This window comes from Streptomyces physcomitrii (assembly GCF_012273655.1).
Taxonomy (GTDB): domain Bacteria; phylum Actinomycetota; class Actinomycetes; order Streptomycetales; family Streptomycetaceae; genus Streptomyces; species Streptomyces physcomitrii.
The window spans coordinates 699,506-714,152 of sequence record NZ_JAAWWP010000001.1; the positions used below are offsets into that span (position 1 = coordinate 699,506).

Consider the following 14,647-nt stretch of genomic DNA (forward strand, 5'->3'; position numbering starts at 1 on the left):
AGAGGTTCGCTGCGTCAAGCCCTTCGACTGTTGACGTTCCGCGAGCCCCTCGCGCTCGATGTACCTACAGAGTGGCTGCGATGACAGCGACGCTCGACTTCGCACCTGTACGACTCGGGTCGTCCTTGGCTAGCGTGAAGTCGTACCAAGTCGTCCCGAGTGAGCGGAGGTTGGACGTGGCGAACGAGCGACTGCGTGGCGCCATAGTCGACCTGGGCCTGACCCTTGACGAGGTCGCTGAACGGCTCGGTGTCGCGGCCAAGACGGTCGAACGCTGGATCAATGACCCAGACCGCAAGCCGTATCGGCGCTTCCAGTACGCGACCGCCTCACTTCTGAAGTGCGAAGTCTCGTACCTCTGGCCGGACGAACGAACGTCGGCCGAAGTGACCGCCACTGGCAACGCGGAGTTGGTGAGGCTGTATCCGCACCGGTCCGTCGTGATGCAGACCCTTTGGACGAACCTGTACTCCAAAGCGACCCGGCAGTTTGACCTACTGGTGTACTCGGGGTTCTGGCTCACCGAGGACGCGATGTTTCACCGCATCGTGAAAGAGAAGTCGGCTGACAGAGTCCCCATCCGCTTCATGTTGGGAGAGCCAGAGTCGCCGGCCGTGGCCGTACGGGGCGACGACGAAGGGATCGGCGCCGCGATGGCGGGCAAGATTCGCAACGCCCTCATCAACTACGGCCCGCTCTTTGGCCTCCCCGGTGTCGAGTTCCGCTTGCACGGCACCACTCTCTACAACTCGATCTACCGGGCCGATGACGAGTTGCTGGCGAACGGCCACCTCTACGGGGTCGGCGCCTACATGGCTCCCGTGCTCCATCTGCAACGCGTGCCCGGCGGTGAACTCTTCGACGCCTACGCTGAGAGCGTTGAAAAGGTGTGGCAGTCGGCCCGTCCGATCTCGTCACCCGACGATTGGGAAGGCACACACTGATGAGCCGCATTGACTACTTCCGCGACCCGAACGCGCCTAAGGCAAATTCGGTGGTCCCCTCGGTGACGGCAGTTGTCCGCGACAATGCGGGGAAACTGTTGCTCATCCACAAGACCGACAATGGTCTTTGGGCTCTGCCCGGTGGTGGCCACGATATTGGCGAGCGCATCGCGGACACGGTTGTTCGTGAGGTCCGGGAAGAGACCGGTATCGACGTCGAAGTAGACAACGTCGTCGGGCTCTACACGGACCCCGAGCACGTTTTGGCGTACGACGACGGCGAAGTCCGTCAACAGTTCTCTATCTGCTTCCGGGCCCACTCGGTCGGCGGTTCCCTGCGCACAAGTAGTGAATCGAAAGAGGTCCGCTGGGTTGACCCAGCGGACCTTGACGGGCTGGATATCCACCCTTCGATGATGCTGCGCATCCGGCACGGTCTCGATGACGCGCGGCGGGAACCCTACATCGGCTGACCACCGACCGAAACATCCGCCATCCGCTCCCCGACACGCTTCGATGCTGCGTGGATCTCGGGGGCCGCGCGTTGGATGAACCGCCCGACGATGGTGTCCGGGCCGTACCTTTGCACGATCTCATCCAGTCGTGCGGCCGGCGTTGTCTGCGTCCCGTCCGGCGTCGTCGTCATGTCGCAGTAGAGCAAGGCGTCGACCAGGTCGGGGCGCTCTAGCTCGAACTCGCTCTCAAGTTCCCGACGGAGCCCGCGTTCCTCCGCTTCGAGCAAGGCACAGGAGTGATGCGCCACAAGACGAACAACCCGTTCGTCCGCGCCTTCCTGATCTCTGAGGAACCGCGCGCCGTCCAAGGGGTGGAAGCCCGTAGCAGCAATGGCTGGCGAGTAGCCGATGTCATGCAGCACGGCAGCGGCCTCCAACAGCTGCGCGTCGTCCCCCAGGATGGGGCTCAGGGAGCGAGCACACTTGGCGACCCCGAGTGAGTGCGCCCACCGGCGCGGGAGCGGCTCGGAAAGCAGCGATTCAGAGAGCGTGTATGCCCACTCAGTCAGTCCCATGGCGGCTAAGCCTACGACCGGGCGACGTGAGTCGGGAGTGCACACACGGTTCGTCCCTTGCCGTGCACGGTGGCAAGCACCCCGTTCCCCTCCATCTGGGCAAGAACCCGACGCACGGCAGTCCGGGACGCTCCGAACCGCTCACACAGCTTCGCTTCGGACGGGTACGCGTCACCGATCGAGAGGGAGTCCTCTTGGATCACGTCCGTCATGCGTTCCGCGAGCGACCGGCGGTCGCCTCCCCGGACCACGCGCCATCCGATACCGGGAGCGGACTCGACAACCCCATCACCTTCGAGAACCTTGAGCGCGCGACGGATCGTGTTCCGGGAGACTCGGTGCGTGTCCATCAGCTCTGCTTCCGACGGCAGCGCCTCCCTGTCCCCTTCGGCCTGAATCTCGTTTCGCAGCGTCTCCGCAATGACCAGGTAGGTTCCGCGCGGACTGGCCTCCGGCACTTCGGCTCCTCTCATTCCACTCATGGCCCGCTGTCAAGAGTGCCACTGGGCCATGAAGTGCGTCTTCGGACAGGAGTGTCCCACGTGTCCGGCTGTCCGGTTAGGGCTCTCACCTGCGTAAATGGACCGGACAGCTCGAAGCGCCGCTGTCCGAGCTGTCTGGTCACAGCCCGGCTGTAACACCCGGGGTGTTACAGCCGTCGGCGGAGCCGACCTCCCGGTGGGCGTAGGAGCCGGAGGCGACTTCCGATCTAATCTGCCACGCCAGAAGGCAAGGAGCCGCAAAGCCTCCGCCGCGTCGACAGCAACACCAGATACGTTCTATTCTTCAAAGAGAAGAAGCTGGCCACCAGATCCATTTTTGCGATCACTCAGGTACATGCGCCATATTTCCGCGCTTTCGAGTCGACCTTCACTCGCGAACGCTTCCCCGACCACCCTCAAATCGGCGATTGGGCATTCATCGAGCGCCTCCTTGAAGGCGCCGCCCAACTCATCTTCAATCAGGCTTTCTAGCGCGTCTAGAGATATGATCTGCGACGAATCCGGGAGGCCCGTAACCGAGCTATGGAAAGCTTTCACAGACTCAATCATTGCGCGTACAAGCCGAAGCAGGTCAACCCCCAGCACTGCACATTGGCAGGCGATACACATCCTGACAGACAAGCAGGCTTGCGCAAAATTCAGGAGCCTGTCCGGAGACTCAAGATAGCGCTTCTTAATACGTCCAGCGTCTTTGCCCTGCTTAAAGGAATAGGCTAGCCCAGGGTGACTCGAAACTGAGGCTACCGAGACGCAGCTCATGAATTGTGGATCATCAAGAGAGATTCGATCTTGCAGCTCATGCCAGATGATGTCCGGCACATCGCTCACTTCCGAGAAAAATTTACGTTCTGTGGGATCTTGCTCCCCACCTGCCGACTGCTGCTGGGCATAGTCAACGAGATAGTCGAACACGCGGTACCTGTCTTCTTCACCGTACGGCTCAAGACATGAACTAGCTCCTTCAACTTCTTCCGTCGCCCACACGAAAGCCGCATCTACATCCTCGGCTCTAACTCGACGGCGAAGACGAGGGTCCACATAATGTCCGTAGGTCGCCCTAAGCCAATCACCTGGAACAGGGGCCAAATATCCGGCACGCCGAAAATCAACTGCTGCGGATACCAGAGCGGCGCCTACTTCGTTACCGCCGTGTTTCCCGCTTAGCCAACGCTCCACTGCCGATGGGCCAGCCGCAATGTACTCGGCAAAACCAGCCTCACCAGCCCGGTCGAGAGCATCAGCAATTCGGGGATCTTCGCGCAAGAGTGCTGCCCGCATGCGCTCGCTTCTATCAAGATTCCTTTCCACTCGGAGCACGGTTGCAATAGCCAGCGTCTTTCGGGCGGTCGGGTCAGACCTAGCGGAAGTGTAAAGTGCGGCCTTAGCCTGAGAACGCATCGTAGCCAATACAGCCGCACTACGGTGTGCACAAAGAGAACGAACTAGCCCCGCATCCACCCCTCCTTTCCCCATGAACTGTTCCAGATCATCAAGCCAAACAATACTGTTACTGAAATCATGCCCCGAGGTCAGGAGATCACGAAGAGCTTGGCCACTACTAGGCACTACGACAGCTTTCCATCCAAGCACTTCCGCATTTCGCCTGAGTCCTTCATAACCAGTTCGCGACTTGCCGGCCGCAGAATTACCCTCAATTACAACGAATCCTCCCCGAGAGAGAGCTTCGTCGAGTTCAGTGTCCACACTTCGCGACACATAACGGGGCAGATCCTTCCAATCAGTTCGCCGAGTGGGAAGGTGAACTCCCAAATCAGCAATCGGATCGTAAGCGCCTGGGGGGCGAATTTCAATCGTTCCCGACCCAACTACTAACGGTGCTGCATCAGCTTGCTTCCTAGCATATTCCTCCGAGATCAACTCACGGACCTCATCAGCGGCAATGTAGCGTGCATTAAATTTGCGCAGATCTTCGGCTTGTACGCACGCCTTCACCGTGGCACCAAGGTGGCGCGGCGTCGCAGTTCTTGATTCTGGAAGTTCAATACCTGCCCTAGCCACTCTGGCCAAGACTGCCAGGTAGCACGCTTCGGCGTACCAAGGCTTTCGCCCGGACCCGACAAGGTATGCCTCCATCTTCCTCACGCCTACATCGGTGATCTCGTTACGTCGAGGCAATGGATGCTGCGGGATGTGCAGATCGGCGATAAAGTCTTGAGCATCGACCTTATCAATCTTGAGAGACTTACTCAGCCGGGTAGAAGCCTGCTCTTTGGCAGTTTCACTTCCTCGGCACGCTTCCCAGAGAATCTTTGAAGGGCCACTGAGTCCTGCATTGCTTACGAAAGCGACCGATGCCCGCCGATCAGCATGCTCCCAAGCCGAATATAGATCGGCTAGCACCGAGTCCTTGGCCAGTGAACTCCAAGTCCATCCTGCATCAGAGGCATGGTGAGGCTCTCTATGCTTGATAGAGATCAGTTCAGGCTTGTCGTGCTTAGGTATTAGCACGACGTCCGTTGAATGCTCAACGAGGACACCCTCCAGGTCGCCCCGCAGGTGATCCAGGATGAGACTAACGATGCATTCATCCTGGTACTCAAAGCGGGCCCGGGTTGCAGGGGCTGAATTCCTCTTGTCTTCAGGTAACGCCGAGGTGAGCCTGGTGTAAGTCGTGCCCAGGGAAGCCCCGGCTGCCTCTTCGCTTCTCCCGCTTACCATATGGACGATGGTAGGCGAACTGCCCCTCGCTGGCATGCAACATGCAAACGGCCACGCACCCGTCGGCTCCGCAACGTGTCGCCAATCGCTGGCTGCGCGACACACCTCCGACACAACAAGTCCTACGGCGGCGCTCTGGTCGCGCTCCCCCGCTGGTCAGAGGCTCTATCAGGCTTGAACGGCACAATCTCTCCGGAGCCGTGTGCGCAGGTTCGAATCCTGCCGGGGGCACTTCGCAGGAACAGCGTGATCAACCCGCTGAACTGCTGAAGTGCCAGACATCAAGAGTCGGATCCAGTCTCGCTGGGTCCGACTCTTTGTCGTTGCTGCGCACCGATCGCGATAGACCTGCGATAGAGATCGGGACGGCCGCTGGCAACCCGGTTCGCTGCTCGGCCGACCGAGGACGTCTGAAGCAAGCGAGACACGAAAGCATCCCCTTGCACAAGTCCGTTGCCAACGGTGAATCGCACGCCATACCATTCTTTTCCTGGCAACCTGGGCGGGGGCGGAGTATGAACTTTGGGCTGGACGCGAAGAAGGCCGCCGAGATTTGCCGGACTGAAATGTACGGGGATTGGTACCGGGATCCGTGGGCGTGGCCGGAGCTGAACTGGATAACCAGCCGACCCGACGATTTCCCTTGGGCTGAGATTGTCCAAAGAGACGGATCTTTCAGAACGCGCAGGGACCCATGGTTCGAGCCGATCATTGTGCCCAAGAGTCGCCTTGGCGTACGCCCCGCCGTCGTAATGTCACTCGACTGCAAAATTGCCTACGCCGCAGCGGTGCATCTAGTGGCAGGAAAGTTGCATGCTGATCTGCCGAACTGGGTTCACGGCTGGAGACTTCGCAACGGTCCAGACCTGGTGAATAACGGCAACGAATGGAAAGACTATATGTCTTTCTTCGAAAACCGTGAACAGAGCTCAGCGTTTGCCCTGGGAACCGACATCACATCATTCTTCGCCTCCATCAGCGTAGATAGGATGGCGAGCATCGTCTACGACGACGCGGGAAAGAATGCCGGATCCCAGCTCATAGAGCATATCCTCCACAAGCATGACCAAATGTCGTCACGGAGCGGACTCCCTCAGCGCAGTTGGCCATCCGCAATCCTCGCCAACCGCTACATGACGCCGCTGGATGACTCGATCTCAAAGAGGCTCGGACGAGGGGTTCTGACTGGCGCAGTCAGATGGATGGATGACATATACGTCACCGGCGAAGAAGAGCAACTCTACCGATTCTTCTTGGACTTCCAAGGGCGAGTACGGGAGCTAGGCCTGGAGGCGAATGCCTCCAAGAGTAACCTCGCTCCTATCAAGGATATACAGCAAGACGTCTTGCTTGATGCCCTCAAAGAGCTTCCCGTTCCCATGAAGCGTCGACTTATCCTGAACGGATTCGGTTCCGACGTTAAGGCAACTCCAGTTGAAGAAGTTGACCTCACCGAACTAAAAAGTATCGAGTCGGCCGCCCTTATTAACCCCCACCTGCTACCGAGCACTTCGATCAATCGAGTGCTTGTAACCTTGCGAAAGCATAATCACTATGCCAGCTTTGAAGAATGGCTGCTGGCAGCTGTCCGGCTATCGCATGTCGCTGACAGGCTCGGGAGATATTTCCGGGACGCAATAAAGGAAGATCGAGACCTTCTGGACAAGTACTGCGCTTGGCTGAGCAGTTTCCATGAAGCTCCATGGTCAGCGATTCCCTGGGCCTCTGCACAATTCGCACTGGCTGTCCCCGGAGTAAAGAACCGGGAGTTCATTCACCTCATGCAGGACTGGCTCGAAAACAGCACTGACATCCATCAAATTTCCGTCGCAGCCCAGCGATTGTCACGCCTCGACCCGTCGGCGTGCAAGGACATCATCCGCACTCGAACAGACTCCGAGGCTCGCCCGATATTTCAACGCATCTACGGCCTCGCGCTTCTATCTGCCCGAGATGACAAGCAGCTCGTCCGGCGCCTCCTCGGAGAGGATGCCCGCAACGTGTTGTCAGCTCAGTACCTCGAAGCAACCAAATATGCGATACCGAAAGTTGCTGAAGACTACGACTGGGTCTCCTCCGCGCCCGATCTCTAGAAAACAGCCGCAGGGCCGGTGTCACCAGCCCTGCGGCATGCAGCACCACCAGCCAACTACGGCCAATCCAACTCTCGCTCGATCTTCTTGTTCATGACCTCCTCTTGGTCGTAGATACACCCCTCGTAGACGCGGTGGATCACTTCGGGCGAGTTGCCGACCCGACAGGCGACCTCTGCCGGCTGCACGCGGATAGGTCACTAGGCAGCATGGACAAGCGTAGAACTCGTCGTCCGGGAACTCACCGCCAAGCCCAAGCCGTTCGAGTACCTCCCTGAGTTTGGGTGCACCCTCATCGAACCAACGTAATCGCTTTTCCATGACGCTTCATTTACCGAACCTAACCGTTCATGGCGATCCCTGCTTTATCTCATGAAGAAACCCGAGCTCTCCATGACTACGGCTTCTTGGAATTCCCGCCATTTCGTCCTATCATAGACCGCATAAGTTTAAGTAATTCTAGACCATTTTCATGGAGTAGAGTAACCAATGCACCAACGGCTGAAGCTCCTGCAAGAGCCGCGGTAATCAGGGTGGTCATGAGTTCGGCGTCCATTACTCTGGCCCCCGCTCGCTGAGGTAAGTCGTGAACCCGGCACTTAGCAGTGTGGTGATAAGCAAGATGAACGAATTTCGACCCAGCACCGCTGGGTCAATATTTTTATCGTCTGCACCGGCGGCAAGGAAGGTTGCGAACAGCAAGACAGCAACATTCCAAAGCGTCCAAAAGAGAGGAACACTTTTAGCTCGCATGTGTGCCTGCGCGATCGCCGAAGCCGCGAGACCCATACATACGATGTACAAGTCGGCTCGGGCGCAAAACTCGAAGAACCCCGGAGCCTGATGATTCTTCAGGGAAGTCTCTTGAACTAGTTGCGCAATTGGCGGAAGAATCGCAAAAACAACTGCGCACATGAACCATGTGCCGAGCTTCTGTAAAGGCGTATGCTCAGGCTCGGAGGCACTCCCCGGCACTGGCTGGGCGCTACCGGCACCAGAACTTCCATCTTGATGCGGAATGGTGGGATTAGTTGCATTTGCCCCTTGGTGTGAGGCGGGTGGAGGTGGAGTGGACAACTCGTCGAGTCCTCGATTCAGCGCTTCTTCGTCGACATCCATCTTTTACCGCAACCAGGTTGCCCTCGTCTCAACTTCAAGAAAGACGGATGAGGGGGCGCCGCTCCCGTACACGCCCTCCCCGCGCTTCAGGGTGCCCCTAGCCACGGTCTGCCGGGTTCAGTGTCGCGTCACGCAGAGTACTCCGGGCAGGTCTTCATGGGAGCAGGATGCTGCAACAGTGCCCCGCACTGAGCAAGTTGCGCATGATACGCGATAGAGATCAGGTGGTGAATCAGCCACTTGCGACGTACTGCCTGGTCATTGCCACTTTAGAAGATTCTCTTGGTGTGCCCTCCGGAGCTGTGTGTGCAGGTTCGAATCCTGCCGGGGGCACTTCGTACGAGGTGCCATAACGCCCCGCCGTCAGGGATTTCCCTGAATGCGGGGCGTTTGCGCGTGCGCAGTCGAACATGGCTCGGACCCGCTGATTGTCAGTGATCACGGGCGACGACCTGGAGTTGGTCTACCCACTCTGCGGCCGGGATGGCTTAATCCTTCTCTGCGTCTTCAAGGCGGCTCGCTACGCCGGTCGCGCGGCTGGAGTGAACGCCGTGGTGGGGAAGAAGCCCGCTGTGCTGGGGCGGTCGGCTCCACGGCTCTAGCCGCCTCCCCAGTTCGGGTCTCGCGTCGAGCAAGATCAGGGGCCATTTGGGCCAGCAGATGGGTGTGGATGCGCGTGCTGGAAGCCAGGACGACAGGGTCGCCGCTGCGCCCGGGCGGGCAGTAGCACTCGGAGCCCTGTCCATCCCCACCTGGCTATCAGGGGCCCCGCTTGAAGAGCTCAAAGACGGGAAGATAGCGCGTGCAATTGCTGCCGAAAAGGACCATGAGGATCAATACGGCCCAAGCGGTTCCTGCCGTAACTGTCGCGATGTCTGGAAGGCCAAGGGAGGCCAGCCCGACGAAGCTTCCGGCGATCAGGACAACTGCGGCTGCTACCCGGAGTACCTCTCGGTCGCGAACCGGCTTCATGCCCTCCAGTAATGGCTTGGGGAGAAGTGCTCCGGTGTGGCCGTTCACGTGCTGCTCAGCGATCGTCACAGCCAAGCCGGCAATCTCGCTGAGCGCTTCCGCATGGGGACTGTGATCGAGGGCAGCCTCCACTTCGCGCAACTTGGCCACCACCTGGCCCGCGTATACCCGCACTTCTCGCCGACGGTGAGAAAGGAAGGCGACGACTCCCGAGCGGCGATGCGCCCGCATCACGGCCCCTTCAAGACGGCGCAGCACGATCCCAACCGCGAACAGCTTCTCCGCACGCCGGGCGTGGTCGGCCTCATATGCTTCCGTACAGGCGCGAATCGTTGCCTTGCATTCCAAGGTGGCCTGGTTGCGGATGAATGGAACACTCGCGCCTCTCGTCTTCACACACAGCTTCATGAGCAACGCAACCGAGATTGTCCAGGCAAGCAACCAGAACCAATGCTGGTCCTGATCGCGGTAGAAAACCAGCACGATCGCGAAGTACGCGACCACAACGTAAGCGAGCGTGCTCGCAGCAGGCATGAATATGACGCACGGGGCTTCCGCTGCGGACGCATGCCGTAGAGCAAGCTTCATTCGCGGTGGAATGGGCCACTATCCGTAGCCGAGCCGATCAAGGTCAGAACGGAGTTCAGCTATCGCTTCGTCGCCCCGCGCCGCGCGCGCCGGCGCCACCCCGCCGGTAACGATTTGTGGAGACTCATGGCCGCGAGCATGCCACTAGGCACCGACAACGGTGCTTGACACTGGTGCCGGGCATACGGCTCTCCAGTCGGGCAGGCACTGCCCCGCGTCAAGGTGGAGTCGGGCACCGAACAAGCGGCGAAAGCGGCAGCGGAGTCCCTCAAAGATGCCGGGCTGCACGGGCACAAGTACTCCGCCGCACTGTCCGGGCTGCGGCGCCGGGGCGCCGGTCCCGGCTGTGCGGCGGCCTACTCGAAGGATGGGCTCGGTGGACTTGAGGCTATGCCGCGTCAGTCGAGGCGCCGTCATCGCCGCCCGGGCGGTTCTCGTTTCGGGCCATCTCCACGGTGAGGCCAGCCGTCAGCAAAAGGGCGAGAAGAGACGCGGCGTCCGGGCGGATGGCACCGAGGCGGACTATCCCGTCGCCTCGCACATTCACACCGGCCTTGAGGGCAGGGAAGTCGGCGCTGAGTCCCAGGGCCATGAGCTGCTCAGCCAGCGCGTCCGTGCTCTGTCGCGCGGCAGACCAGCCGCGTACGTACGGCACCGCCGGGTCCGAAATCTCCGCTTGAGGCATGCACACGCCTTGCGCGTCCGTCATCCCCTCTTCTCCATCTGCTCGGACGAAGCCGCGCAGTCCATAGGGGACAGCGCGAGCCTCAGCAGCTCGGCCAAGCGCTCGGCCGTTTCCGGGGACACGCGGCCGAGTTCGATGACGCCGTAGCCGAAGGCATTCAGATCCGCGCGCAGGTACGGGAATTCCCTGTCCAACCCAGCGGCGGTGAGAACGTCTCGTAGAGCGACGACCGCGTCTCGCGCCTCGTACCACTCACGACTGTCCAGCGGCGATCAGCTCGCGGAGTCGTGCCGGTCGCGGTGCTGTTCAGCAGCCACCGGAGAGCTCCCTGCCGTACTGGTCCGCGCGGACGATCAGCGAGTGTGCCGCGACGAACATGGCTGCCAGCGCGGCGGTCCGAGCCGGGCTCCAGTCCGAGTGCCCTACGGGGGCCCGCAGCCATTCGTAGCGGTCGCCGCTCAGCGCGATCGGGCCGGGCACGACGATGTTGCCGCCGATGCCGAGGTACTTGTACGCGAGACAACCGTTGCCGGCATCCTCGGGCAGCATGCGCGCGAATCGCTGCTCCGATTTCGCGGGCAGGAGGAAGCCGACCTGTCGCGAGGCGTGGTCGACCATGACCGGCCCGAGAGGCAGCCGCCGACGGTCGAGCTGATCGAAGGTCTCCAGGCCGACACGTTCGTCCAGAACCACCGCGTCGAAGTGTTCCCCCGTCGGCAGGACGCACGGTCGCCGAGGATCGTCCGCCCATACGGCCTTGCACTTCTCCGGCTCGTCCGCCGCAGCAGCGAGCCAGTCAATGCCGCGTCGTGTCGTCCTCTGCACGTCATCTCACCTCGGTCGGTCTGTCCGACGGCACATCCGCCGCCTTGTGCGACAAGCCTCATACGCACACCCCTGAGCTGGGGAGATGACGAAAGGTGACGGGGAACGATCCGTCACCTCGACCTGCGTCATCCCCCGTCACCCCCGACTTCGCCACCTGCGCCGGTGATGCCTTGACTTCGCAGCGTGACGCGGTGAACGGTGGACCGGAACACGGCAAGGGGGGCACCGGTGACGAGTGAGGTACAGCCGAGAGCCGTACTCGTGCAGGCCGCCCGCAAAGGCCGCGGGTGGAGTCAGTCACGGTTGGTGAGCGAACTCCGGCGCCTGGCGGCCCATCGTGGTCAGGCACTCCCGAGCGACACGAACGTGAAGCGCCGAGTGGCGAGTTGGGAGAACGGGCACAGCAGCCCCGATGAGTTCTACGGCACGCTGCTCTGCGAAGCGCTGGACGTGACCGCCGCGCAGCTCGGGTTGATCAGCCCCACCACACAGGACGGTCACCTGCTGGAGACGCGCTATCCGCCGAGCCCGGAGAGCGCGATCAGCGCGGTGGACCAGCTGTGGCGCGCCGACCTCAACGGGTACGAACCGCTGCTCCTCTCGGAGACTTCCGCCGCCGCTTGGAGCGAGGCGTCCTTGCGCTGGCTGGTGGCGCCCGAGCCCGCGTTCCCCGCCGAGCCGGTCGATGGACGCGTGCGCGTAGGGCTCTCAGATGTGGCCACGGTGAAGACGACGAGCGAGATGTTCGCCACCCTGGACGACCGCTTCGGAGGTGAGCACGCCCGGCACGCAGTGATCCACTACCTCAGCCGTGATGTGGCACCGCTGCTCAAGGGCCAGTACAAGGAGTCCGTAGGACGAGCCCTGTTCTCAACGGTCGCTGAGGCGACGCTCCTCGCGGGCTGGATGGCGTACGACTCCTGTCATCACGGCCTCGCGCAGCGGTACTTCCTCCAGGCGCTGCGGCTCGCCCAGGACGGCGACGACCGCCGACTCGCGGGCAGCATCCTGTCCGCCATGAGCCACCAGGCCACGTTCCTCGGGAAGTACACCGAGGCCGCCACGCTCGCCCGAGCGGCGCGGATGGGCATCTCGGGGGTGGCCACTCCGACATTGATGGCCCAGTTCCACGCCATGGAGGCCCGCGCGCTGGCTCGAACCGGCGACCGGCAGGCATGCGAAACGGCGCTCGCGGAGGCAGCGAGCGCGCTGGAGCGCCGGAACGACACTCACGAGCCCGAGTGGATCACGTACTTCGACGAGGCGGAGCTGGCGGCCGAGGCCGCGCACTGCTTCCGTGATGTCAACAGCGCCCGCCGGGCCGTCGCCAATGCCGAGAACGCCATGAGCGGCAGCCATGTGCGGAGCGACTTCTTCGCGACCATGGTGCTGGCGGACGCGCACCTTCGCGCGGGCGATGCGGAAGAGGCCTGCCGCGTGGCACTGGACGCGCTCGACCTCGGCGAACAGCTCGAATCCGCGCGCTGCGTCAGCTATCTCGCGGAGTTCCGGCAGCATCTCGGATCGGTCGGTGAGACGGCCTTCGTCCGCGACTTCCACGACGAGGCCGCCGACCACAGGTTGTGGATCGCTGCCGGGCGTGCAGCGTGAGGAAGCGTCAGAACGGTTGCCAGTCCCGTCGGCTGCCGTCCGCCCGGATCGTGTCGACCCGACGTGCGAACTCCTCTGCGGACTTGCCACTCGTCGCGACCTGCTGGCCGAGCCAGAGCATCATCATGAGTTCGCGGACATCGGCCAGGACCGGGTAGCCGGGCCAGTTCACCAGATCGAATCCGTAGTGGCGGACGAACGACTCGTACTCGGCGCTGGTGTGCCAGCCGAAGCGGTCGTAGTAGAGCGCGGTGAGTACGAGATCCCATTCGCGCGGAGCGAGGGCGAAGCCGTCCAGGTCGATGAGGACGGCCTGGCCGTCGCAGCCGCGGAGTAGGTTCCCGATGTTCGCGTCTCCATGGATCATTCCGAAGGGCAGCACGAATTCCAGCCGGTGGTACTCCTTGTCGAGCTGCCTGGCCCGCTCCTCCAGGAACGTGCGGTCCTCCTCCCGGACGCCGTCCAGCCGGCCGAGCGAATCCCGCACTTCCGCGAACGGGTCGAAGTGCGGCAGGCCCAGCGCCTTCGGCTCCTCCAACCGGTGCAGCCGCTTCAGCAAGTCCGCGAGCTCGTCCAGCCGCCCGTACGCGATCTCGTCCTGAGCGCTCCGCCAGTATGTGACGACCCGGCCGCCGATGAATGCCGGCTGCTCCACCCCCGGCACGACGCGGGTCGCGGGGAAGTTCTCCGACTCCAACCAGTGTGCGACACCGACGGTGCGCCGCATCTCCTCCAGCACTTCCGGATCACGGGCGATGCGGACGATCACCGGGGACGACGCGAGCCGGTACACGGCGTTCGATCCGAGCCGCAGCAGCTCCGCCCCCGCCGGGTCGAGGCTCACGGCTTCGCACGCTTCGCGGAAGACGGCGTCCGCGCTTTCCTCGGTGAGGTCCGTCGCTCCGTTCCGCGATGTGCCGTCGCCCGAGATCATGCGATCGACGCTACCGCCTGGCTTCCGGGGCCGACAGGAGGTCCGCGGTAGGAGGGGCGTGATGATCTCGGCCTGCGGCGGCAAGGATGCTCCGTCTCCGCTGGTCAGACGCCGGGTGCTGGAGAGCAGGCGCGTTCGGCCGCGACCGTGTCGGCGAAGTTGATGCCGGTGGACGACCGGTTCGCCCTGGTGTCGCTGAGTTCCGAGTACGCCGACAGCCCTCACGGGGCGCTTGCTCGCCCACCGGCACTCCGCCGCTGCCCCCTAGTCCGCCCGCACGGCTGCCGGCAACCCGGTGCCCGTGCGGGCGTTCTGGTCGGCGGGATCGACGGGACCGGTGTCGAGGTTGATTACGTGCTACGTGCACCATGTCGTCAAACGGCCCTATTTCCTGGGTAGTTGCCCGTATTGCTCCGAGGGTGCGGGGGGCGGATCTTTGGCGTGGGTCGGATCGGACGTGTCCCAGCGTCTCTCGGGTGCGGTCCGGTGGTGGCCCCGGGGGGTGGCGAAGGCGACGGCTTTCGGTGCCGACCGAAGGGCCGGCCCTGTCCGGTGGCCCGCGCTTCCCGGTTCCGTACGGCGGTTCGGCCCGTGGGGAATTCGCCTCCTCATGTCTTCCCACGGGCCTTACCGCGCTCGTCCGCGGGCTTTCCGTCCCGTC

13 protein-coding genes and 1 pseudogene are annotated in these 14,647 nt (G+C 62.1%); 5 read left to right on the plus strand and 9 right to left on the minus strand.

Annotation, left to right across the window (positions count from 1 at the left end):
• Positions 1 to 176 precede the first annotated feature (176 nt).
• Entirely contained in the window at positions 177 to 944 is a 768-nt protein-coding gene (locus HFV08_RS02925; protein ID WP_168535458.1) for a helix-turn-helix domain-containing protein, read from the plus strand.
• Positions 944 to 1,417, plus strand: coding sequence for an NUDIX domain-containing protein (locus HFV08_RS02930; RefSeq protein WP_168535460.1), 474 nt, complete (start codon positions 944 to 946; stop codon positions 1,415 to 1,417). The genes HFV08_RS02925 and HFV08_RS02930 overlap by 1 nt, the downstream gene beginning before the upstream one ends.
• Here HFV08_RS02930 and HFV08_RS02935 read toward each other — a convergent pair.
• The 3 genes from HFV08_RS02935 to HFV08_RS02945 all read right to left on the minus strand — a co-directional run bounded on the left by HFV08_RS02935 (position 1,405) and on the right by HFV08_RS02945 (position 5,156).
• Positions 1,405 to 1,974, minus strand: coding sequence for an HD domain-containing protein (locus HFV08_RS02935; RefSeq protein WP_168535462.1), 570 nt, complete (start codon positions 1,972 to 1,974; stop codon positions 1,405 to 1,407). The genes HFV08_RS02930 and HFV08_RS02935 overlap by 13 nt on opposite strands.
• Positions 1,975 to 1,985: 11 nt before the next feature.
• Entirely contained in the window at positions 1,986 to 2,432 is a 447-nt protein-coding gene (locus HFV08_RS02940; protein WP_168535464.1) for a GntR family transcriptional regulator, read from the minus strand.
• A 321-nt stretch (positions 2,433 to 2,753) separates the two neighbouring features.
• A complete protein-coding gene (locus HFV08_RS02945; RefSeq protein WP_168535466.1) occupies positions 2,754 to 5,156 on the minus strand; it encodes a dsDNA nuclease domain-containing protein in 2,403 nt (800 codons plus the stop codon).
• 515 nt (positions 5,157 to 5,671) lie between these two features.
• Between HFV08_RS02945 and HFV08_RS02950 the strand changes: the two genes are divergently transcribed.
• The gene (locus HFV08_RS02950; RefSeq protein ID WP_168535468.1) at positions 5,672 to 7,249 is read left to right on the plus strand and encodes an RNA-directed DNA polymerase; all 1,578 of its coding nucleotides are present in this window, start codon (positions 5,672 to 5,674) and stop codon (positions 7,247 to 7,249) included.
• A 555-nt stretch (positions 7,250 to 7,804) separates the two neighbouring features.
• On the opposite strand, the gene HFV08_RS02955 is transcribed toward HFV08_RS02950, so the two are convergent.
• Positions 7,805 to 8,368, minus strand: coding sequence for a hypothetical protein (locus HFV08_RS02955; RefSeq protein WP_168535470.1), 564 nt, complete (start codon positions 8,366 to 8,368; stop codon positions 7,805 to 7,807).
• A gap of 759 nt (positions 8,369 to 9,127) precedes the next feature.
• Entirely contained in the window at positions 9,128 to 9,874 is a 747-nt protein-coding gene (locus tag HFV08_RS31295; protein WP_246341430.1) for a hypothetical protein, read from the minus strand.
• Positions 9,875 to 10,132: 258 nt separating this feature from the next.
• On the opposite strand from HFV08_RS31295, the pseudogene HFV08_RS31300 reads away from it, so the two are divergent.
• Positions 10,133 to 10,231: pseudogene (locus tag HFV08_RS31300) on the plus strand (DNA-binding protein); the annotation flags it as partial.
• Positions 10,232 to 10,316: 85 nt separating this feature from the next.
• Here HFV08_RS31300 and HFV08_RS02970 read toward each other — a convergent pair.
• Genes HFV08_RS02970 through HFV08_RS02980 form a run of 3 tightly spaced genes read right to left on the minus strand, consistent with a single transcriptional unit; the run spans position 10,317 to position 11,438 of the window.
• Positions 10,317 to 10,637 carry a hypothetical protein gene (locus tag HFV08_RS02970; protein WP_210429725.1) on the minus strand — a complete coding sequence of 107 codons (321 nt, stop codon included), beginning with the start codon at positions 10,635 to 10,637 and terminating at the stop codon, positions 10,317 to 10,319.
• Complete coding sequence (locus tag HFV08_RS02975) at positions 10,634 to 10,879, minus strand: hypothetical protein (protein ID WP_210429821.1); 246 nt, start codon at positions 10,877 to 10,879, stop codon at positions 10,634 to 10,636. Before HFV08_RS02975 ends, HFV08_RS02970 begins: the two co-directional genes overlap by 4 nt.
• Positions 10,880 to 10,919: 40 nt before the next feature.
• The gene (locus HFV08_RS02980) at positions 10,920 to 11,438 is read right to left on the minus strand and encodes a bifunctional DNA primase/polymerase (protein WP_168535472.1); all 519 of its coding nucleotides are present in this window, start codon (positions 11,436 to 11,438) and stop codon (positions 10,920 to 10,922) included.
• Between the two features lie 264 nt (positions 11,439 to 11,702).
• Between HFV08_RS02980 and HFV08_RS02985 the strand changes: the two genes are divergently transcribed.
• A complete protein-coding gene (locus HFV08_RS02985; protein ID WP_512700953.1) occupies positions 11,703 to 13,052 on the plus strand; it encodes an NsdA family TPR-like regulatory protein in 1,350 nt (449 codons plus the stop codon).
• A gap of 7 nt (positions 13,053 to 13,059) precedes the next feature.
• Here the strand turns inward: HFV08_RS02985 and HFV08_RS02990 are convergent, their stop codons facing one another.
• A complete protein-coding gene (locus HFV08_RS02990; RefSeq protein WP_168535476.1) occupies positions 13,060 to 13,986 on the minus strand; it encodes a phosphotransferase enzyme family protein in 927 nt (308 codons plus the stop codon).
• Positions 13,987 to 14,647: the final 661 nt, after the last annotated feature.